The following is a 21418-nucleotide window of genomic DNA, read 5'->3' as shown; positions in this document are numbered from 1 at the left end:
TAGCCTCACCCGCCCCCTCCGACCATCCACTCCTCCCCACAGGACACCAGGACACCTGCCATGGCGCGCACCACCTCACGCTCGACGAGCCCGCCGAACCCGCAGTCCCCGCGGAACCGGACGCCGCAGCCGTTGCCGCGGCGTCGGCGCACCGTCGGGGACTTCGTCAAGGCCCTCCTCGCGTTCGTAGCGCTCGCCGTGCTCCTCGTCGGCGTGCCCGGAGCCCTCGTCGTCTTCGTGGGGTGGCCGCTGCCGGGCGGCGCGCCCTCGCTGAGCTGGCTGCAGCAGGAGATCACCGTCAGTACGTTCATCAACGTACTGACCGTCGTCGTCTGGTTCGCCTGGGCGCAGTTCACCGCCTGCGTCCTCGTCGAGATAAAGGCCGCCCTCTCCGGAGTCGGCATTCCGGGCCGGGTGCCGGGTGCCGGCGGCAGCCAGATGCTCGCGCGGCAGCTCGTCGCCGCCGTGCTGCTCGTGGGCGCCACCGCGGCCAGTTTCGCGCCGGGACTCTCGCAGTTCGGGCAGTCCCTGGAGGGCAACCAGAAGCCGGCGTCCGCCGCGAGCGCCCAGCAGACCCCCGGTCTCTTCGGGCAGGAGCAGCAGGCCGCGGCGACCGCCGCCGACGCGCTGGCCGCGCAGGCCGACCAGGCCGCCGCGCACGCCGACGGGGGCGGCAGCACCGCCAAGGACGGCGACACGAAGTACTACCGGATCCAGCCTCCCGAGGGGCGCCACCACGACTCCCTGTGGGAGGTCGCGGAGCGGCACCTCGGTGACGGCCGCCGGTACAAGGAGATCTACCAGCTCAACAAGGACCGTGAGCAGCCCGACGGTTCGAAGCTCTCCGAGGCGAGCCTCATCCGGCCCGGCTGGATCATGGAGATGCCCGCGGACGCGCACGGCGGCGAGCTCGTCGAGATGCCCGACGAGGCGCCCAAGGTCTCCGAGGACGTCAAGGAGCAGATCTCCGACTACTCGAAGACGGGCGACCAGCGCCAGGGCGGCGGGGCCCAGGAGGGCGGCGGCCAGGAGCAGGGCGGCGGTCGGGAACAGGGCGGCGGCAGCTCCGTCGACCACGACACCGCCCACATCGTCCTCCCCGAGCAGCGCCCCGCCGCGCCGGAGAAGCCCGCCATGCCGCAGGCCCCGGCCACGCCGGAGGCGCCCGCCGCCGAGGCTCCCTCCGCCACCGCCGGAACCGACTCCGAAGGCTTCGACTTCGGCCTGCCCGAGGCGCTCCTCGGCGCGCCCCTCCTCGCCGCCGGCCTCCTCGGCGCGCTCGGCCGTCGTCGCCGTCACGCGCTGTGGCAGTCCGCCATGGGCGCCGTCGGCGGGCGCGGCGGCATGCAGCCGCCGACGCCGACCGGCACCGCGGCCGACGTGCAGGACGCGCTGCTCGTGGGCGCCGACCCCGAGGGCGTACGCCTCCTCGACCGGTCCCTGCGCGGCCTCGCCGCCTCGCTCACCGAGGAGAACCGCCCCCTTCCGACTGTGTACGCGGCCTGGCTGACGGGCGGCGACCTGCACCTGCAGCTCGCCACGCCCGCCGGACGCCCGCCCGCGCCCTGGCAGCTGGGCCAGGACCAGACGTTCTGGGTGCTGTCGCGCGCCGACGCCGAGCGGTACGAGGACGTGGACACGGCCGCGCCCTACCCCGGCCTCGTCTGCCTGGGCACCCTGGACGACTCGCGGCTCCTGCTCAACCTGGAGGCCGTGCCCGGCATCGTGTCGCTGAGCGGCGGCGAGGCCGACCGCGCCGCCGTCTTCGCGTCGGTCGCCGCCGAACTCGCCACCAACGGCTGGTCGGACCGCATGACCATCACCGTCGTCGGCTTCGGCCAGGACCTCACGCCGCTCGCGCCCAACCGTCTCCGCCACCTGGAGGACGTCGAGGCGCTCATCGAGACGATGGAGGCCGAGACGCGGCAGCGGCGTGGCGCGCTCGGCGCCGCCGGGCACGACTCCGTGCTCACCGGCCGCACGGGACCCGCCCAGCACACCCGCTGGGCCCCGCACTTGGTGCTGCTCGCCGCCGAGCCGAGCGCCGAGGACGCGGTCAAGCTCGCCGAACTCGCCGCCGACGCGAGCCGCCTGGGCATCGGCTACCTCGTCGGAGCGGAGGCCGGGGACCTGCCCGGCGCCGCCTGGGAGATGGAGATCACCCGCGACGGCAAGCTGCTCGCGCCGTTGCTCGGGCTCGAACTGGCGGCGCAGTCGCTGCCGGAGGCCCAGCAGCGCGCCGTCGTCCAGCTGTTCACCGACGCCGACCCGGAGAGCTCCGGCAGCCCCACGGGCCCCGGCGACGGCCCCACCGGCGCCGCGCCGCCGTTCCTCGTCGACGTCACCGAGCAGGGCCGCCCCGCGGTCTACGCCCGCCTCGTCGGCACGTACGAGATCATCGGCCTCGACACCCCGGACGGCGAGCGCAGCCCGCTGATGCACGAGGCGCTCGCCCTGCTGCTCCTGCACCGCGAGGGAGTGCACCCCCGGGTGCTCGCCTCCGCGCTGTGGCCGCGCGGCGTCACCGACGACGTGCGGGACGCCCTCGTCGACCGGCTGCGCGACTGGCTCGGCACCGAGCCCGACGGCTCGCCGCGGCTGCGCGCCGACCGCACGGGACGGCTCACGCTCGCCAAGTCGGTGGTCTCCGACCTGGACGTGCTGCGCTCGCTCTACCACGAGGCGACGCAGGGACGCGGCGCCGGAAACCGCGCGGTGCGCGGCCGGATGCTCACCGACGCGCTGGTCCTCGTCCGCGGACCGCTGCTCGCCGACCGGCCGCGGGGGCGGTACGGCTGGCTCACGCACGAGATCATCGACGCCCAGCTCCCGCTGCTCGTCGCCGACATCGGGCTCGCGCTCTCCGAGTTCCACCTGGAGAAGGGCCGCGCGGAGAAGGCGATCGAGGCGCTCAACGCGGCGATGGGCTCGGCGCCCGGCGACGAGCGGCTCTGGAACGAGCTGCTCCGCGCCACGCACGCCACGGAGGACCCGGCCCGCCTCCAGCGGGTCGCCGCGGATCTCATGGCCCGCAGCGGGGCCCGCGGGCTGCCGCCGCGCACGGAGGCGCTCCTCGACGAGCTGCTGCCGGCGTGGCGCAGCGGTGCCACGGCGGCGGGCTGAGCCCACGAGGGAAGCTGTAGCCGTTGCTGTTGACACTCATCCTGGGAGGCGCCCTGTGGGGCGCCTTCACCGGACTCTTCGTGCCGCGAGCGGCCTACCGCCTGTCGGTGCCGCCGGGCGAGCCGTGGCGCGCCGAGTGCCCGGAGGGACACCCGCTCGGGCGGTGGCTGGGACTGGCCCGATGCGGACAGGAGGCGGAGGCCCCCGGATACGGCCCCCGGACCTCCGCCACGGCCCTCACCACCGCCCTGGTCTGCGCCGCGCTGGCCGCGACCACGGGCACACGCCCCGAGCTCGCGGTCTGGCTCCTGCTCGCCCCCGTCGGCGTACTCCTCGCCCTGGTCGACTTCACCGTGCACCGCCTGCCGGACGTCCTGACGCTCCCGCTGGCGGCCGCGTCGCTCGCGCTGCTCGGAGCGGTGACACTCGTACCGGAGCAGGCGGGCTCCTGGAGAACAGCCCTCTACGGATCATGCGCCCTCGCGGCCGCCTACTTCGTCCTCTTCCTCATCAACCCCAACGGCATGGGGTTCGGCGACGTGAAGCTGGCGCTCGGCCTGGGCGCCGTCCTCGGCTGGTACGGGTGGGGCGTCCTCCTGATCGGCACCTTCGCCGGCTTCCTGCTGGCCTCGCTGTACGGCGCGGCCCTGGTCGTCGCCCGCCGCGCGAGCCGCAAGACGGCGATCCCCTTCGGCCCGTTCCTGATCGGCGGGGCCTTCGTGGGGCTGCTGCTGGGGGGCTACACCGCCTGACGTCGGACGTTCCCCACCCCTGGCGTACGCTGGCGTGGTCCGTCCACAACCCTTACGAAACTTACGAAAGGGACGCCCCGGTGACCGAGAAGGCCGACCTTCAGTCCGTCCTCGACCGCGCCGCCGCAGGTGGGCGGATCACCCCGGAAGAGGCGCTCGACCTCTACCGCGACGCTCCGCTGCACGCGCTCGGCGCCGCCGCCGACGCCGTGCGCCGCCGTCGGTACGCCGGTACGGAGCACATCGCGACGTACATCATCGAGCGCAACATCAACTACACGAACGTCTGCGTGACGGCGTGCAAGTTCTGCGCGTTCTACGCCGCTCCGAAGGACACGAAGAAGGGCTGGAGCCGCGACCTCGACGACATCCTGCGCCGCTGCGCGGAGACCGTCGAGCTGGGCGGCACCCAGATCATGTTCCAGGGCGGCCACCACCCGGACTACGGCGTCGAGTACTACGAGAAGCACTTCGCGGCGATCAAGAAGGAATTCCCGCAGCTGGTCATCCACTCCCTCGGCGCGTCCGAGGTCGAGCACATGGCCCGCATCTCGAAGGTCTCCGTGGAGGAGGCCATCCAGCGCATCAACGCGGCGGGTCTCGACTCCTTCGCGGGCGCCGGCGCCGAGCTGCTCCCCGCGCGCCCCCGCAAGGCCATCGCCCCCCTCAAGGAGTCCGGCGAGCGCTGGCTGGAGATCATGGAGATCTCCCACAACCTGGGCGTGGAGTCCACGTCCACGATGCTCATGGGCACGGGCGAGACGAACGCCGAGCGCATCGAGCACCTCCGGATGATCCGCGACGTGCAGGACCGGACGGGTGGCTTCCGCGCCTTCATCCCGTACACGTACCAGCCCGAGAACAACCACCTCAAGGGCCGCACCCAGGCGACGATCTTCGAGTACATCCGCATGATCGCGATCTCCCGGATCTTCCTCGACAACGTCGCGCACATCCAGGGCTCCTGGCTGACGACCGGCAAGGAGGCGGGCCAGCTCACCCTCCACTACGGAGCGGACGACCTGGGCTCGGTCATGCTGGAGGAGAACGTCGTCTCGTCGGCGGGCGCCAAGCACCGCAACAACCTGCGCGACATGATCGACATGATCCGCACGGCGGACCGGGTCCCGGCGCAGCGCGCCACGACGTACGAGCACCTCGTCGTGCACGACGACCCGGCGAACGACCCGGTCGACGACCGCGTGGCCTCGCACATCTCCTCCACGGCGATCGAGGGCGGCACGGCCCACCCGGAGCTCAAGCTCCTCGCCTCCAACTGAGCCCGGCGAGACCTCTCTTGCTCACCCTCCACGTCGCCGAGCACACCCCGGAGACGGCGGTCCTGGTCTCCGGGGCGAGCGTCGCGGCGGTCGGTCCGTACGACGACCTGGCCGCGGCGCACCCGTCGGCCCGCGTCCGCCGCTGGCCCGGCATCCTGACCCCCGGCCTCCTCAACCCGTACGCCCCCGAACTCCTGGAGGCGACGTACCACCCCGACCCGCGCGAGTCCGACACGCTCGGTGTCGACCCCATCGGCGGCGAACGCGCCCGCGCGATCTTCGCCGCCGACCCCGCCCGCCTCGGGGCGAGCGCCCGCCGCGGCGTCCAGCGCCTCCTGGCGCACGGCACGGTGGCGGTCGCCGGCGACCTCCGCGCCCGCCCGGCCGTGGACGCGGTCCGCAGAGCATCCCTACCGGTGGGCCACCGCCCCCCGACCCTCCCCGGCCCCCCATCCCTCTCCCCAACCCCCTTGATCCTCCTCCCACCCCTCTCCCGGTCCTCCCCGGCCCGCTTCGCGATCTTCGACGTACGAGACCGCCAAGACCTGGTGAGACGGGGCGCGGCCACGTGCGTGGCAACGGTGCTCGAGGGCAGGTTGGTCTACAGGGCACGCTGACCCTGCCGTGGCCAGGGGTGATGCTCCCTCACGGGGACGGTTGCCTTCGAGGCACCGGGCGAGGTGGACCAGTCGGGCGCTTTCAAAGGCGCCGGGCGAGGCGGACCAGTCGGGTGCTTTCAAGGCACCGGGCGAGATGGACCAGTCGGTTGCCTTCGAGGCGCCGGGCGAGGTGGACCAGTCGGGCGCTTTCAAGGCACCGGGCGAGGTGGACCAGTCGGGTGCTTTCAAAGGCGCCGGGCGAGGTGGACCAGTCGGGTGCTTTCAAAGGCGCCGGGCGAGGTGGACCAGTTAGGGGCGCGGGGAACTGCGCGAGCAACCACAACGAACCCGCACCCGCGAACGCGCCCAAGCGGGGCAGACGCAACCGCGAGAAAGCCCGCCGCAGGCGAACGAGCCCGCCGCAGGCGAAAGAGCCCGCCGCCAAGGCAGAAGACCGGCCTGACACAATGGGCCGGGTGACCCGAGCCACCTTGGACAAGCAGCCGCACGAAGTCGCCACCATGTTCGACGACGTAGCAGAACGCTACGACCTCACCAACGACGTGCTCTCCCTCGGCCAGGCCCGCCTCTGGCGCAAGGCAGTCGCAAAGGCAGTGGACGCCCGCCCCGCCCAGAAGGTCCTCGACCTCGCCGCCGGCACCGCCACCTCCTCCCAGCCCTTCGCCCAGGCCGGCGCCTACGTCGTCCCCTGCGACTTCTCCCTCGGCATGCTGCGCGTCGGCAAGCAGCGCCACCCGTGGATGCCGTTCACCGCGGGCGACGGCACGAAGCTGCCGTTCAAGGACGACACCTTCGACGCCGTCACGATCTCCTTCGGCCTGCGCAACATCCAGGACACGAGCGCCGCGCTCCGCGAGCTGTACCGCGTGACGAAGCCCGGCGGCCGGGTCGTGATCTGCGAGTTCTCGCACGCGACGTGGGCCCCGTTCCGCACGGTCTACGAGGAGTACCTGATGCGCGCGCTGCCCCCGGTCGCCCGTGCGGTCTCCTCGAACCCGGACGCGTACGTCTACCTCGCGGAGTCGATCCGCTCCTGGCCCGACCAGCCGGCGCTGGCCGCGCTGCTGCAGGACGCGGGCTGGTCGAAGGTCGCCTGGCGCAACCTGACGGGCGGCGTCGTGGCGCTGCACCGCGGCTTCAAGCAGAACTGATCAAAGCAGAGCCGCTCAAGCAGAGCCGCTCAAGCAGAGCTGATTCATAACGCTCCAGTTGAGACTCGGATTCCGCGGACCCGAGGGAACCGGCCACCGGGCAAGATGTGTCCGTTGATACGACCCTGCCGTTTACTTATGCGGCGCTTACGGGCCGGTCCGCATTCCTTGCCGAACTCCTGAGTCCACGGAGCGTCTTGATGGCGTCGTACTGCCCACACTGCGGGGCTCCCAGCCCCGATGAGGCCCGCTTCTGCATGAAGTGCGGCCGCGAACGCCTCCCGGCGCCGACGGCGGAGGAGTCTCCGCGGCCCGAGCAGACGCCACCGACCCCCGAGGCCCCACCCCCACCACCCCAAGCCCCCACACTCAGCCCCACCTACACCCCCACCACCCCTGCCGCCCCCTCCCCCCTCGCAGTCTTCTTCACCCGCACCTTCCGCGGCGACTGGGCCGGCTCCGTACAGGCCGCGCTGTGGCCCGTCGTGCTGCTGCTGGCCAGTGCCGCCGCGCTCGCGACCCCGGCGTACGGCCAGGACGACGACGCCGTCTTCGGCTTCACCGACCGGCTCCGCATCGCCCTCGCGCTCCTGCTCCAATCGGTCGGCGGAGGCTTCGAGTTCACGGGCCGCGAGGAGAGGCCGGACTTCGGCTCGGGTTCCGGAAGCGACGGCCTGGGCCTGGGCACGGACACCGGCCTGGGCACGGACACCGGCTTGGGTTCGGGCCCCGGCTCGACGACGACCGCCGTGGAAGGCACCGCCTCCCTGCACCTGGTCCCGCTGACCATGACCGCGCTGTGGATCGTGGCGCTCTACATCGGCGTACGCGTGCTCCGGAACCGCCTCGTGACCCGCGGCGCGGTGCAGGGCAGCGCGACGGCGGGCCTCGAAGCCGCCGTGCGCGTCGCCCTGTTGGTGACCGTCGGCGTGCTCGCGCTCGCGCTCTTCGCGCAGCCCGAGATCGAGGGCGTGGAACTGTCGTCGTCGCCGGTGCTCGCCGCGTTGGGCGCGCTCCTGCTCGGACTCGCCGTCTCCGGCGCGGTGTTGCTCCGCGTGGACACGTCGCTGTGGGCGAGGGTGACAGCCCGGCCGGGAGCGCAGACCCTCGTCCGGGTGACGGGCACGGCACTTCGCGCCCTGGTCGTCGTACTCGTCCTCTGCTCGGTCGTCGCCTTCATCAGCCTCGCCCAAGTGGACGACCTGTCCGAGATCACGGACCTCGACGACTCCGACATCTCACCGCTCCTGGTCGCGCTGCTGATCCTGCCGAACCTCGCGGTGACGGCACTCGGCATCGGCTGGGGCGCGGGCGCGGAGGCCTCGGTGCGCGGCAGCAGCTCGATGTACGGCGGCGGGCGCGAGAGCGGGTCGTTCGGGCTCTCCGAACTCGGTGACGTCACCAACGACTGGGCGGTCGTGGGCGCGTTGGCGCTCGGCCTCGTCTGCGCGCTGACGCTCGGCGTGCTCGCAGCCCGGCGCTGCGTGGGCCGGGGCGAGCAGCTCCTCGCCGCGGGAGTCTTCTTCGGCATGGTCCTGCTGCTCGCAGGGTTCAGCGGGATCGGCGTGGAGGTGTCCGGGCAGGCGTTCGACAGCGGTTCGGGATTCGGCGGGTCGAGCAGCGGTGGCGGCAGCAGCGTGGATACGGGCCTGAGCGTCCCGGAGATGCTGCTGTTCGGCCTGTTGTGGATCTTCCCCGCGGCGCTGCTCGGCCCGTACCTCCTCCAGATGACGGGCCGACAGACCGCACCCCCTACCCCTCTCACGTATGCGCCGCTCCCCGCGGCCCCCCAGACGCCCCCGTCACAGACACCCCCGTCCCAAGCGCCCGCCACCCCGACCCCGACCTCGGCGGCCCCCACCCAAACGGCCGCCGCCCACACCCCACCCCCGGCCCACCCCACACCCGCGGCCCACCTCACCCCCATGGACCCCGCGCACCCCGCGCACCCCGTCCACCTCGCCCCCACCAAGCCTCACAACCGAGCCACCATCTGGGTGGTCACCATCGTCGTGGCCCTCGTCGTCGGAGGCGGCGCCACCGCCGGCGCGCTGCTCTGGCGGGACATGGGGGACGACAAGGCGGGCAACGGGGACAACGCGGGCAAGGACAACAGGCCCGCGGTCAGCCGCTCCGAGGACCCGACCGGCGCCCCGAGCGGTGACCCGACCGACGACACCGGCCAGACCCCGACCCCCGCTTCCTCATCCGACGAGGCCCCCGAGGCCCCCGAGGCCCCCGAGGGCACCGAACGCGTCACGGACCCCGAAGGCTTCTCCTTCGCCGTGCCCGAGGGCTGGTCCCGACAGCCCGTCAACCCCGAGCGACCCGGACAGATCACCTATGCCGGGTCGACGGGGCGCGAGGAGTTCCTCGTCGGTGTCGTCGCCGATGCCCCCTACACCTCGTACGAGAACTTCAGGAACATCGAGAAGCACACCAAGGCCGCACCGGACAAGTCGGACTACGACCGCATCCGGATGGAGGAGAACACCTTCCAGGGGCGTGACGGGGCGATCTGGGAGTACACGTACACCGACAAGGGCGGCCGCACGATCCACGCCCTCAACCAGAGTTACGTCGCCCAGAACGGCACGGAGTACGCGATCCAGCTCTCCTGGCGCGAGGACTTCTGGCCCGCGGGCGAGGGCGCCAAGACGCACGGCGCCGCGCTGGACACGTGGCGCCTCACGGACTGACCCGGTGCCGGCGTCAGTCGTCTTACAGGACGAGCCGGAAGCAGTGCGACGTACGCCGCGACGACTCGACGCCGGGCACCAACGGGGGAGTGGTGAAGGACTCGGCGAGCTCCATGCCGAGCCGCCGGGCCACCGCGATGGACCGCTCGTTCTCGGAGACGATCATCGCGACGACGCTCGGCACCCCCACCGCCCGCAACCGTTCCACCGTCGCCTCCGCGGCGGCGGACGCGTACCCCTTGCCCCAGGCGGCGCGCCCGAGCCGCCAGCCGATCTCGATCTCGCCGACCGGCCCCCACGTCCTGGGCCACGGCTGCGCGCCGGTGAAGCCGATCGGTTCACCGGCCGCGTCGAGCATGGTCCACAGGCAGTAGCCCAGTTCGGCGTCGTGTCTGCGCTGCCGGGCGGTCAGCTCCTCGTACATGGAGAGCTCCGCCGAGGACCCGCCGAAGAACTCCATGACCTCGGGGTCGTCGAAGAGGCGGTGCCACGCGAAAGCGTCCTCATGTGTGGGGACGCGCAGCTCCACGGCGGGGAGGAGCGGCGCGGGCAGGGTATCGGTCTGCTCGGTCACGTGTGGCCCTTCGGCTGGCTGATCAGTACCGCCTCATAGACTGCCCATATCCCGTGCCGGTCGGCACACAGATTTCGAGCCTTGGGGAGAACCCGCCGTGACCGAGCCCCTCTCCGAACACACCGCGGACGTCATCGTCGTCGGCGCCGGCCCCGCCGGTTCGACGACGGCGTACTACCTGGCGAAGGCCGGTCTTGACGTCCTCCTCCTTGAGAAGACCGCGTTTCCGAGGGAAAAGGTCTGCGGTGACGGGCTCACGCCCCGCGCCACCAAGCAGCTGGTGTCCATGGGAATCGACATCTCCGAAGAGGCGGGCTGGCTGCGGAACAAGGGCCTGCGCATCATCGGCGGCGGTGTACGGCTCCAGTTGGACTGGCCGGATCTCGCCTCCTACCCGGACTACGGACTCGTGCGGAAGCGCGACGACTTCGACGAGCAGCTCGCGCGGCAGGCGCAGAAGGCGGGCGCACGCCTGTACGAGCGGTGCAACGTCGGTGAGCCCATCCTCGACGACCGCACCGGCCGCATCACCGGCGTGCACGCCAAGATGGGCGAGGAGAAGACCCCGGTCACCTTCCACGCCCCGCTCGTCGTCGCGGCCGACGGCAACTCCTCGCGGATCTCGCTCGCGATGGGCCTGCACCGCCGCGAGGACCGCCCGATGGGCGTCGCCGTCCGCACGTACTTCACCTCGCCCCGCCACGACGACGACTACCTGGAGTCGTGGCTGGAACTGTGGGACCGCCGCGGCCCCGGCGAGGACCGCCTCCTGCCGGGTTACGGCTGGATCTTCGGCATGGGCGACGGCACGTCCAACGTCGGCCTCGGCATCCTCAACTCCTCCAAGTCGTTCCGGGAGCTGGACTGGCGCGAGGTCCTCAAGGCCTGGTGCGCCTCGATGCCGGAGGACTGGGGCTACACCCCGGAGAACATGACGATGCCGATCCGCGGCGCCGCCCTGCCGATGGCCTTCAACCGTCAGCCGCACTACACGAAGGGCCTGCTGCTCGTCGGTGACGCGGGTGGCCTGGTGAACCCCTTCAACGGCGAGGGCATCGCGTACGCCATGGAGTCCGGCCAGATCGCGGCGGACGTCATCGCGCAGGCGCACGCGCGTGCCACCCCCGCCCAGCGGGAACTGGCGCTGCAGAACTACCCGAAGACGCTCAAGGAGGTCTACGGCGGCTACTACACGCTGGGCCGCGCCTTCGTGAAGCTCATCGGCAACCCGAAGGTCATGAAGATCGCGACCCAGCGCGGCCTGTCCCACCCGGTCCTGATGCGGTTCACGCTGAAGATGCTGGCGAACCTGACGGACCCGATGGGCGGCGACGCGATGGACCGCATCATCAACGGGCTGAGCAAGGTGGCACCGAAGGCCTGACCCCGGCACGGAAGGCGTAGCCCCGGTGGGCGGTCCGCACGGTACGGTGCAAAATGGACGCATGATATTTATTGCCGTCAAGTTCACCGTCCGCCCCGAGCACAGCGACAGCTGGCTCGAGCGGACCGCCGCATTCACCGCCGCCACGCGCGCGGAGCCGGGCAACATCTTCTTCGAGTGGTCCCGCTCCGTGGAGGACCCGAACCAGTTCGTGCTCCTGGAGGCCTTCGCCGACGGGGACGCGGGCGCCGCGCACGTCAACTCCGACCACTTCAAGGCCGGTCTGGAGACGATGGGCGGGCTCATCGCGACCGTGCCGCAGATCGTGAACACCGAGATCGAGGGCAGCGGTTGGTCCGAGATGGCGGAGCTGAAGCCGAAGAACGCCTGAAGCGGAAGCCGAAGAACTTCTGAAGCGGACGCCGCGGAACGCCTGAGAAGGCGCCTCAGGGCACACCAAGGGCCGGAACCCCTCCAGGGGGGTTCCGGCCCTTGGTCGTGGCTCTAAGAGGCCGTCAGAGGACGCGCACGGCGCCCGAGGCCGGGTAACCCGACAGGTCCTGGATGACAACGCCCTTGCCGGGGTTGGCGGCGTCCAGGTACTGGCCGTTACCGATGTACACACCGACGTGGTACGCGGAGCCCTTGCCGCCCCAGTACAGGATGTCGCCGACCTGCAGGTTCGAAGTGCCGACCTCGGTGCCCATCGTCGACTGGTCCTGCGAGACGCGCGGGAGGTCCACGCCCGCCTGCTTGAACGCGGCCTGCACCAGGCTGGAGCAGTCCCAGGCGTTCGGGCCCGAGGCACCCATCACATAGGCGTCGCCCAGCTGGGCCTTGAGGAAGCCGATGACGGAGCCGACGCTGCCGCTGGCCGGAGCCGGGGCGTCCGCGGTGTTGGAGCCACCGCCGGCGGACTGCGTGGAGAGCGACGTGCGCTCGGCGGAACGCGAAGCGCGCTCCTCCGCGGCCTTCTTCTTCGCGGCGGCCTCGGCCTTGCGCTCGGCCTCGGCCTTCTTCTCCGCCTTCGCAAGGTCCGCCTTGGCCTGCTTGGCGGCCTTGGAGGCGGCGGCGTCCTGCTCGGCGCGCGACTCGTAGGTGTCGGCGGCCTGCTGCGTGGCGTCCGCCGACTGCGCGATCTGAGCGGACAGATCGGTGGAGAGGGTGGGCATCTCGATGGTCTCGGACACCGGCTCGGCAGCGTTAGCCGTACCGGCCGCCGCGGCCACTGCCAGGGTGCTGAGGACGCCACCGGCAACTCCGGCACGCAGGGCGATCTTCGAGGCGCTGCGACGGGGCTTCCGGTGGCTGGGTATGTGAGCGGTGTGGGACATGAGAACAACTGCTAGCAGGGACCCACGGTTCCCTTCAAGAAACGTGTGCTGCGCCACAGTTGCCGTTTCCGCGCTCGAATCCCGGGCGTGTCGCTTCTTATTGACGCCGTAACGGGCAATGCGGACAGGGTGGATCACGCCTGTGATCATGGGTTTTCTGCGATACGTCCGAATTGCCCTCGGTCTACCACCCGTTGAGTCCGTTGGCCAAGCCCGGCTTATTCACGGAAGTTGCCGGTGTGGCACAGGTCACATCGTGGGCTCCAGGGGATCTCCCTGAGATCTCGCTGAGACATCCCTGAGATCTCCCGCAGATTCCGACACCTCTTGAAGGGGTCGCCGGACCCGGCTCCTCCGGTGGGTGGTCGCTCGTGAATCCGCGCACGCGTCCACATCCGTCCACACCTCTGCCGCCAAAGTGTGAACGCGGCTCCTTTACCAAGCGAACCGGTCCAGCGCCAATTTGCTTGCAGAGGCCATCGCTTGATAGTGCGACACCTCTTCGACCAGCGATGACGCGCTGAGATGTCACCTCTAGTGATCACTCAGGCGCTTCGCGTGCGAAGATCACCGCTCATCCGACTTCATGATCCTTCGTCAGGTGGTGGAGATCACAAAGCCGTTGTCGTACCCCGTGTCGCAGATCACAGACCGCCGGGCATAGGATGCGGGGCAGTTGGGCTTGTGACCTGCTTCACATGTAAGCGATCTTGAGGGGAGCAGGGCGCGGCCCGACGCAACCGCCAACAGTCAGTGCCGACTGAGAGGAGCGAGGAGCGTGAACGCCTATGCGCCCATCCTCGTGCTGGGAGCCCTCGGGGCAGGCTTTGCGATCTTCTCCGTGGTCATGGCCACGCTTATCGGTCCAAAGCGGTACAACCGCGCGAAGCTAGAGGCCTATGAGTGCGGCATCGAGCCGACACCGACGCCGGCAGGCGGCGGGCGATTCCCCATCAAGTACTACCTGACGGCGATGCTCTTCATCGTCTTCGACATCGAGATCGTCTTCCTCTATCCCTGGGCCGTCACCTTCGACGCGCTGGGGATTTTCGGGCTCGTGGAGATGCTGCTCTTCGTGCTCACCGTCTTTGTCGCCTATGCGTACGTATGGCGGCGCGGCGGCCTGGAATGGGACTAAGGGTCTGAGGGGTCAAAGAGCATGGGAATCGAAGAGAAGCTGCCGAGCGGGTTTCTGCTGACCACCGTCGAGCAGGCCGCGGGCTGGATGCGGAAGTCGTCCGTCTTCCCCGCCACGTTCGGTCTCGCCTGCTGCGCCATCGAGATGATGACGACCGGTGCCGGGCGCTATGACATGGCGCGCTTCGGCATGGAGGTGTTCCGCGGCTCGCCGCGCCAGGCCGACCTGATGATCGTCGCGGGCCGGGTGAGCCAGAAGATGGCGCCGGTGCTCCGCCAGGTCTATGACCAGATGCCCAACCCCAAGTGGGTCATCTCCATGGGTGTTTGCGCGTCATCGGGTGGAATGTTCAACAATTACGCGATTGTGCAAGGTGTCGACCATGTTGTCCCGGTTGACATCTATTTGCCCGGCTGCCCGCCGCGCCCCGAGATGCTGTTGGACGCGATTCTCAAGCTCCATCAGAAGATCCAGAACACCAAGCTCGGCGTGAACGCGGAAGAAGCCGCCCGTGAGGCGGAGGAGGCGGCCCTCAAGGCGCTCCCCACCATCGAGATGAAGGGGCTGCTGCGGTGAGCGACGCGCCCGACGAGCATCTGAACGGCAACGGCGTCCCCGCGCCGCGCGACGAGGCCGGCGAGGTCATCGGCGTACGCAAGGGCATGTTCGGCGCCAACAACGGCGGCGACACGTCCGGGTACGGCGGGCTCGTACGGACCATCACCCTGCCCGGCGCCTCCTCGCGCCCCTACGGCGGCTGGTTCGACGAAACCGCGGACGAACTGGAAGGCGCCCTCGAGGAGCAGGGCCTCGTCCCGGAGAACGCGATCGAGAAGACGGTCGTCGACCGCGACGAGCTCACCTTCCACATCGAGCGCGAGCACCTCGTCCGCGTGGCCAGGACCCTGCGCGACGACCCGGCCCTGCGCTTCGAGCTCTGCACGGGCGTGAGCGGGGTGCACCTCCCCGGCGACAAGGGCCGCGAGCTGCACGCCGTCTACCACCTGCGCTCGATCACCCACAACCGGCTGATCCGGCTCGAAGTAGGTGTCCCCGAAGCCGATCCGCACCTGCCCTCACTGGTCGCGGTCTACCCGACCAACGACTGGCACGAGCGCGAGGCGTACGACTTCTTCGGCCTCGTCTTCGACGGCCACCCGGCGCTCACGCGGATCATGATGCCGGACGACTGGCAGGGCTTCCCGCAGCGCAAGGACTACCCCCTCGGCGGCATCCCCGTCGAATACAAGGGCGCCCAGATCCCGGCTCCGGACCAGCGGAGGTCGTACAGCTGATGTCTGCCACTCAGGGAACATCCCACGCTTCCCCCCGCGAGACGACCGAGGGGACCGTATATACGGTCACCGGCGGCGACTGGGACGAGGTCGTCCAGTCGGCGGCCAAGGCCGACGACGAACGCATCATCGTCAACATGGGCCCCCAGCACCCGTCCACACACGGCGTGCTCCGGCTCATCCTGGAGATCGAGGGCGAGACCGTCTCCGAAGCCCGCTGCGGCATCGGCTACCTGCACACCGGCATCGAGAAGAACCTCGAGTACCGCACGTGGACGCAGGGCACGACGTTCGTCACGCGCATGGACTACCTGACGCCGTTCTTCAACGAGACGGCGTACTGCCTCGGGGTCGAGAAGCTCCTCGGCATCGAGGACCAGATCCCCGACCGCGCCTCGGTCATCCGCGTGCTCCTCATGGAGCTCAACCGTCTCTCCTCGCACCTGGTGTGCATCGCCACCGGCGGCATGGAGCTCGGCGCCACGACGATCATGATCTACGGCTTCCGGGATCGTGAACTCGTTCTCGATGTCTTCGAACTCATCACCGGCCTGCGCATGAACCACGCGTACGTCCGGCCCGGCGGACTCGCCCAGGACCTGCCCCCCGGCACGGTCGACCAGCTCCGCGAGTTCGTGAAGACCATGAAGAAGAACCTCCCGGAGTACGACAAGCTCGCCACCGGGAACCCCATCTTCAAGGCCCGCATGCAGGACGTCGGCTACCTCGACCTCGCAGGCTGCATGGCCCTCGGCGCCACGGGCCCGGTCCTGCGCTCGGCGGGCCTCCCGCACGACCTGCGCAAGTCCCAGCCCTACTGCGGCTACGAGAACTACGAGTTCGACGTCCCGACCGCCGACACCTGCGACTCCTACGGGCGTTTCCTGATCCGCCTGGAGGAGATGCGGCAGTCGCTGCGCATCGTCGAGCAGTGCATCGAGCGGCTCGCCCCGGGCCCGGTCATGGTCGAGGACAAGAAGATCGCCTGGCCCGCCCAACTGGCCCTCGGCCCCGACGGGCTCGGCAACTCGCTCGACCACATCAAGAAGATCATGGGCACCTCCATGGAGTCCCTCATCCACCACTTCAAGCTGGTGACCGAGGGCTTCCGGGTCCCGCCGGGCCAGACGTACGCGGCGGTCGAGTCGCCCAAGGGCGAGCTCGGCGTGCACGTCGTCTCCGACGGAGGCACCCGCCCCTACCGGGTCCACTTCCGCGACCCGTCCTTCACCAACCTGCAGGCCATGGCGGCCATGTGCGAAGGCGGCCAGGTCGCCGACGTCATCGTCGCCGTCGCCTCCATCGACCCCGTGATGGGAGGCGTCGACCGGTGACCACCACTCCTTCGGAACAGGGCACGGGCGTCAGCCTGGGCATGCCCCAACTCCCCGCCCCCGACTACCCGGCCGATGTGCGGGCCCGCCTGGAGGCGGACGCCAAGGACGTCATCGCGCGCTACCCCGGGTCCCGGTCCGCCCTCCTCCCGCTGCTGCACCTGGTGCAGTCCGAGGAGGGCCACATCACGCGCACGGGCATGCGGTTCTGCGCCGAGATGCTGGGCCTGACCACCGCCGAGGTGACGGCCGTGGCGACCTTCTACACCATGTACCGGCGCAAGCCGTCGGGTGACTACCAGGTCGGCGTCTGCACCAACACGCTGTGCGCCGTCATGGGCGGCGACGCGATCTTCGACGAACTCAAGCAGCACCTCGGCGTCGGCAACGACGAGACGACCGAGGACGGCAAGATCACTCTTGAGCACATCGAGTGCAACGCCGCCTGCGACTTCGCCCCCGTGGTGATGGTCAACTGGGAGTTCTTCGACAACCAGACTCCCGAGTCCGCCAAGCGGCTCGTGGACGACCTGCGCGCGGGCGTACCGGTCGAGCCCACGCGCGGGGCGCCGCTCTGCACGTACAAGGAGACCGCCCGGATCCTGGCGGGCTTCCCCGACCAGCGGCCCGGCGCCGTGGAGGCGAGCGGCGGCGCGGGCCCCGCCTCGCTCATCGGACTGCGCCTTGCCAAGGGCGAGGAGCCGCAGCCGCGCGTGGTCCACCCGCGTACCGGAGGACCTCAGGACGAGGCCCCCGCCGAGCACCTCAGCTCGCACGACGCACCGCAGGAGACCTCGGCGTCCGACCCGGCGCACCCGGCAGGGCCCGCCGCCGAGGAGGGGGAGTGATGACCTTGGCAGCCGAGATCGACAACGAGACCAGCCCCGAGAAGCTGCTCGCACCGGTCCTTTCGGCCTTCTGGGACGAGGAGAAGTCCTGGACGCTGGAGACCTACCGACGGCACGAGGGGTACGAAGGCCTGCGCAAGGCGCTCGCCATGGCCCCGGACGACGTCATCGCGTACGTGAAGGACTCCGGCCTGCGGGGCAGGGGCGGCGCGGGCTTCCCCACCGGAATGAAGTGGCAGTTCATCCCGCAGGGAGACGGCAAGCCGCACTATCTAGTTGTCAACGCCGACGAATCGGAGCCGGGGACCTGCAAGGACATCCCGCTCCTCTTCGCGAACCCGCATTCCCTCATCGAGGGGATCGTCATCGCGTGCCACGCGATCAGGTCGTCGCATGCCTTCATCTATCTGCGGGGTGAAGTCGTCCCCGTCCTGCGCAGGCTGCACGAGGCCGTCCGCGAGGCGTATGCGGCGGGCTACCTCGGGAAGAACGTGCTGGGCAGCGGACTCGACCTCGAACTCACCGTGCACGCGGGCGCGGGCGCGTACATCTGTGGTGAAGAGACCGCACTGCTCGACTCGCTCGAAGGCCGCCGCGGCCAACCGCGACTGCGTCCCCCCTTCCCTGCCGTCGCGGGCCTCTACGCGTGCCCCACTGTCGTGAATAACGTCGAGTCCATCGCGTCCGTTCCCGCGATCCTCAATCGGGGGAAAGACTGGTTCAAGTCGATGGGAAGCGAGAAGTCGCCGGGCTTCACGCTCTACTCGCTGAGCGGGCACGTCACCAACCCCGGCCAGTACGAAGGACCGCTCGGCATCACGCTGCGCCAGCTGCTCGACATGAGCGGCGGCATGCGCGCCGGGCACCGGCTCAAGTTCTGGACACCGGGCGGCTCGTCGACGCCGATGTTCACCGACGAGCACCTCGACGTCCCCCTCGACTACGAGGGCGTCGGCGCCGCCGGATCGATGCTCGGCACCAAGGCGCTCCAGTGCTTCGACGAGACGACGTGCGTCGTGCGGGCCGTGACCCGCTGGACCGAGTTCTACGCCCACGAGTCCTGCGGCAAGTGCACGCCCTGCCGCGAAGGGACGTACTGGCTGGTGCAGTTGCTCCGCGACATCGAGGCCGGCAAGGGCGCCATGGCCGACCTCGACAAGCTGAACGACATCGCCGACAACATCAACGGCAAGTCCTTCTGCGCCCTGGGCGACGGCGCGGCCTCGCCGATCTTCTCCTCCCTCAAGTACTTCCGTGCGGAGTACGAGCAGCACATCACCGGCAAGGGCTGCCCCTTCGACCCGGCCAAGTCGACTCTCTGGGCCGACCGGCCCGCTGAAAGCGCGCAGGTGAACGCATGACAGTGACCACCAACAACGCCGCCTCCGGGGGCGGGGAGGCGGCGGTCCCGCCCGAGGATCTCGTCTCGCTGACCATCGACGGCATCGAGATCAGCGTGCCCAAGGGGACGCTGGTGATCCGGGCGGCCGAGCTGCTCGGCATCGAGATCCCGCGGTTCTGCGACCACCCGCTGCTCGACCCCGCGGGCGCCTGCCGCCAGTGCATCGTCGAGGTGGAGGGCCAGCGCAAGCCGATGGCGTCCTGCACCATCACCTGCACCGACGGCATGGTCGTGAAGTCACAGCTGACCTCCGCCGTCGCGGAGAAGTCGCAGCGCGGCGTGATGGAGCTGCTGCTCATCAACCACCCGCTGGACTGCCCCGTCTGTGACAAGGGCGGCGAGTGCCCGCTGCAGAACCAGGCGATGCAGGTCGGTGACTCGGACACCCGCTTCGAGGGCAAGAAGCGGACGTACGAGAAGCCGGTGCCGATCTCCACCCAGGTGCTGCTCGACCGCGAACGGTGCGTGCTCTGCGCGCGCTGCACCCGCTTCAGCAACCAGGTCGCGGGCGACCCGATGATCGAGCTCATCGAGCGCGGCGCCCTCCAGCAGGTCGGCACCGGCGAGGGCGACCCCTTCGAGTCGTACTTCTCCGGGAACACCATTCAGATCTGCCCGGTCGGCGCGCTGACCTCGGCGGCGTATCGCTTCCGCTCCCGGCCCTTCGACCTGGTGTCGTCCCCTTCGGTGTGCGAGCACTGCTCGGGTGGCTGCGCCACGCGCACGGACCACCGGCGCGGCAAGGTCATGCGGCGGCTCGCCGCGGACGACCCCGAGGTCAACGAAGAGTGGATGTGCGACAAGGGACGCTTCGGCTTCCGTTACGCGCAGCGCCCGGACCGGCTCACCACACCCCTGGTGCGCAACGCGTCGACGGGTGAACTGGAGCCCGCCAGCTGGCCCGAGGCCCTGGAGATCGCGGCCACCGGTCTCGCCGCCGCGCGCGGCCGGGCCGGAGTCCTCGTCGGCGGCCGTCTCACCGTGGAGGACGCCTACGCGTACAGCAAGTACGCGCGCGTGGCGCTCGACACGAACGACATCGATTTCCGCGCGCGCGTGCACAGCAGCGAGGAGGCCGACTTCCTCGCGGCGCGGGTGGCGGGCCGGGGCCGGGACCTCGACGGGACCGGCGTCACGTACGCCCTCCTGGAGAAGGCGCCCGCCGTCCTGCTCGCCGGGTTCGAGTCCGAGGAGGAGGCGCCGGGCGTCTTCCTGAGGCTGCGCAAGGCCTGGCGCAAGCACGGCCAGCGCACCTTCTCCCTCGCGCCGTTCGCGACCCGCGGCCTGGAGAAGGCGGGCGGCACGCTGCTGCCCGCGGCGCCGGGCACCGAGACCGAGTGGCTGGACGCCCTCGCCGCGGGCGTAGGCCTGGAGGCCCCCGGCACCGAGGCCTCCGAGGCCCTGCGCGCCGAGGGCGCGGTCATCGTCGTCGGTGAGCGGCTCGCGGCCGTGCCCGGCGGACTCACCGCCGCCGTGCGGGCCGCATCGGCGACCGGCGCCCGGCTGGTGTGGATCCCGCGCAGGGCCGGGGAGCGTGCCGCCGTCGAGGTGGGCGCCCTGCCGTCGCTGCTGCCCGGCGGGCGTCCGGCCACCGACCCGCGCGCGCGGGACGAGGTCGCGACCGCCTGGGGAGTCGCCGAACTCCCGCACCGCTACGGCCGCGACACCGGCCAGATCATCGAGGCCGCCGCGACCGGTGAGCTCGGTGCCCTCCTGGTGGCGGGTGTCGAGGTCGCCGACCTGCCGGACCCGGCACGCGCGCGTGCGGCGCTCGACGAGGTCGGCTTCCTGGTCTCGCTGGAGCTGCGGCCCAGTGAGGTGACGGACCGGGCCGACGTGGTGCTGCCCGTCGCCGCCGTCGCGGAGAAGCCGGGCACCTTCCTCAACTGGGAGGGGAGGGCGCGGATGTTCGACGCCGCGCTGAAGCCGGATCAGATGACGCGCAGGCTGGCGCCCACCGACGCGCGCGTGCTGCACATGCTCGCCGACGCCGGTGACATCCACCTGGGCCTGCCCGACCTGCTGACCCTCCGCCGCGAGCTCGACCGCCTCGGCGGCTGGGACGGGCCGCACGCCACGGACCCCCTGGAGACCGGCGCCCAGCCGCCGCGGCCCGCCGCCGGCGAGGCCGTCCTCTCGGGGCACCGGCTGCTGCTCGACCAGGGCCGCCTCCAGGACGGCGACGAGGCCCTGGCCGGTACGCGGCACGCCGCCCACGCGCGCGTGTCCGCGGCCACCGCGGCGGAGGCGGGCGTGAAGGACGGCGACCTCCTGTCGGTCGCCGGACCGGTGGGGGCGACCGAACTCCCGCTCCAGATCACGGAGATGCCCGACCGCGTGGTCTGGCTGCCGCTGAACTCGACCGGGGGAGGCGTCACGTCGGACACCGGCGCCCGCCCCGGCGACCTCGTCCGCATCGGCCCGGCGGTCCTGCCGGAGCCCACTGAGGCCCCGGAGGTGACGTCGTGACGCACACCCTGGTGC

Annotated in this window: 17 protein-coding genes; 15 read left to right on the top strand and 2 right to left on the bottom strand. The window is 70.7% G+C overall.

The window, feature by feature from the left end:
* Positions 1-60: 60 nt before the first annotated feature.
* The 6 genes from DEJ48_RS16400 to DEJ48_RS16375 all read left to right on the top strand — a co-directional run bounded on the left by DEJ48_RS16400 (position 61) and on the right by DEJ48_RS16375 (position 9625).
* The gene (locus DEJ48_RS16400; RefSeq protein ID WP_150216897.1) at positions 61-3123 is read left to right on the top strand and encodes a bacterial transcriptional activator domain-containing protein; all 3063 of its coding nucleotides are present in this window, start codon (positions 61-63) and stop codon (positions 3121-3123) included.
* 23 nt (positions 3124-3146) lie between these two features.
* Positions 3147-3875 (top strand): prepilin peptidase, encoded by a 729-nt coding sequence (locus DEJ48_RS16395; protein WP_150216896.1) that lies wholly within the window; start codon positions 3147-3149, stop codon positions 3873-3875.
* An 80-nt stretch (positions 3876-3955) separates the two neighbouring features.
* Positions 3956-5155 (top strand): cyclic dehypoxanthinyl futalosine synthase, encoded by a 1200-nt coding sequence (mqnC, locus tag DEJ48_RS16390; RefSeq protein ID WP_150216895.1) that lies wholly within the window; start codon positions 3956-3958, stop codon positions 5153-5155.
* A 17-nt stretch (positions 5156-5172) separates the two neighbouring features.
* A complete protein-coding gene (locus DEJ48_RS16385) occupies positions 5173-5772 on the top strand; it encodes an imidazolonepropionase-like domain-containing protein (RefSeq protein WP_150216893.1) in 600 nt (199 codons plus the stop codon).
* 458 nt (positions 5773-6230) lie between these two features.
* Positions 6231-6926 (top strand): demethylmenaquinone methyltransferase, encoded by a 696-nt coding sequence (locus tag DEJ48_RS16380; protein ID WP_150216892.1) that lies wholly within the window; start codon positions 6231-6233, stop codon positions 6924-6926.
* 200 nt (positions 6927-7126) lie between these two features.
* Positions 7127-9625, top strand: coding sequence for a zinc ribbon domain-containing protein (locus DEJ48_RS16375; protein ID WP_223832064.1), 2499 nt, complete (start codon positions 7127-7129; stop codon positions 9623-9625).
* A gap of 22 nt (positions 9626-9647) precedes the next feature.
* On the opposite strand, the gene DEJ48_RS16370 is transcribed toward DEJ48_RS16375, so the two are convergent.
* Positions 9648-10199: a GNAT family N-acetyltransferase gene (locus tag DEJ48_RS16370; protein ID WP_223832063.1), complete on the bottom strand. Its 552-nt coding sequence runs from the start codon at positions 10197-10199 to the stop codon at positions 9648-9650.
* Between the two features lie 97 nt (positions 10200-10296).
* Here DEJ48_RS16370 and DEJ48_RS16365 point away from each other — a divergent pair, with 97 nt between their 5' ends.
* Positions 10297-11583 (top strand): geranylgeranyl reductase family protein, encoded by a 1287-nt coding sequence (locus DEJ48_RS16365; RefSeq protein WP_150216891.1) that lies wholly within the window; start codon positions 10297-10299, stop codon positions 11581-11583.
* Between the two features lie 61 nt (positions 11584-11644).
* Entirely contained in the window at positions 11645-11974 is a 330-nt protein-coding gene (locus DEJ48_RS16360; protein WP_150216890.1) for a putative quinol monooxygenase, read from the top strand.
* A 124-nt stretch (positions 11975-12098) separates the two neighbouring features.
* Here DEJ48_RS16360 and DEJ48_RS16355 read toward each other — a convergent pair whose 3' ends face one another.
* Positions 12099-12917 carry a C40 family peptidase gene (locus tag DEJ48_RS16355; RefSeq protein ID WP_150216888.1) on the bottom strand — a complete coding sequence of 273 codons (819 nt, stop codon included), beginning with the start codon at positions 12915-12917 and terminating at the stop codon, positions 12099-12101.
* Positions 12918-13695: 778 nt separating this feature from the next.
* Here DEJ48_RS16355 and DEJ48_RS16350 point away from each other — a divergent pair.
* From DEJ48_RS16350 to DEJ48_RS16320, 7 genes are read left to right on the top strand one after another with little or no spacing between them, the layout of a single operon-like run.
* A complete protein-coding gene (locus tag DEJ48_RS16350; protein WP_003992243.1) occupies positions 13696-14055 on the top strand; it encodes an NADH-quinone oxidoreductase subunit A in 360 nt (119 codons plus the stop codon).
* A 21-nt stretch (positions 14056-14076) separates the two neighbouring features.
* Entirely contained in the window at positions 14077-14631 is a 555-nt protein-coding gene (locus DEJ48_RS16345; protein ID WP_055564035.1) for a NuoB/complex I 20 kDa subunit family protein, read from the top strand.
* On the top strand, positions 14628-15350 hold the full coding sequence (locus DEJ48_RS16340) for an NADH-quinone oxidoreductase subunit C (RefSeq protein WP_150216886.1): 723 nt from the start codon (positions 14628-14630) through the stop codon (positions 15348-15350). Before DEJ48_RS16345 ends, DEJ48_RS16340 begins: the two co-directional genes overlap by 4 nt.
* Positions 15350-16684: an NADH-quinone oxidoreductase subunit D gene (locus DEJ48_RS16335; protein ID WP_150216884.1), complete on the top strand. Its 1335-nt coding sequence runs from the start codon at positions 15350-15352 to the stop codon at positions 16682-16684. The genes DEJ48_RS16340 and DEJ48_RS16335 overlap by 1 nt, the downstream gene beginning before the upstream one ends.
* Entirely contained in the window at positions 16681-17532 is an 852-nt protein-coding gene (gene nuoE, locus DEJ48_RS16330; protein ID WP_150216882.1) for an NADH-quinone oxidoreductase subunit NuoE, read from the top strand. Before DEJ48_RS16335 ends, nuoE begins: the two co-directional genes overlap by 4 nt.
* Complete coding sequence (nuoF, locus tag DEJ48_RS16325) at positions 17532-18893, top strand: NADH-quinone oxidoreductase subunit NuoF (protein ID WP_150216880.1); 1362 nt, start codon at positions 17532-17534, stop codon at positions 18891-18893. The genes nuoE and nuoF overlap by 1 nt, the downstream gene beginning before the upstream one ends.
* The gene (locus DEJ48_RS16320) at positions 18890-21403 is read left to right on the top strand and encodes an NADH-quinone oxidoreductase subunit G (RefSeq protein WP_150216879.1); all 2514 of its coding nucleotides are present in this window, start codon (positions 18890-18892) and stop codon (positions 21401-21403) included. Before nuoF ends, DEJ48_RS16320 begins: the two co-directional genes overlap by 4 nt.
* Positions 21404-21418 lie beyond the last annotated feature (15 nt).

This window comes from Streptomyces venezuelae, assembly GCF_008642315.1.
Taxonomy (GTDB): Bacteria; Actinomycetota; Actinomycetes; order Streptomycetales; family Streptomycetaceae; genus Streptomyces; species Streptomyces venezuelae_D.
Note: the sequence above shows the minus strand (reverse complement) of the source record. Positions and strands in the feature narration are given on the sequence as shown.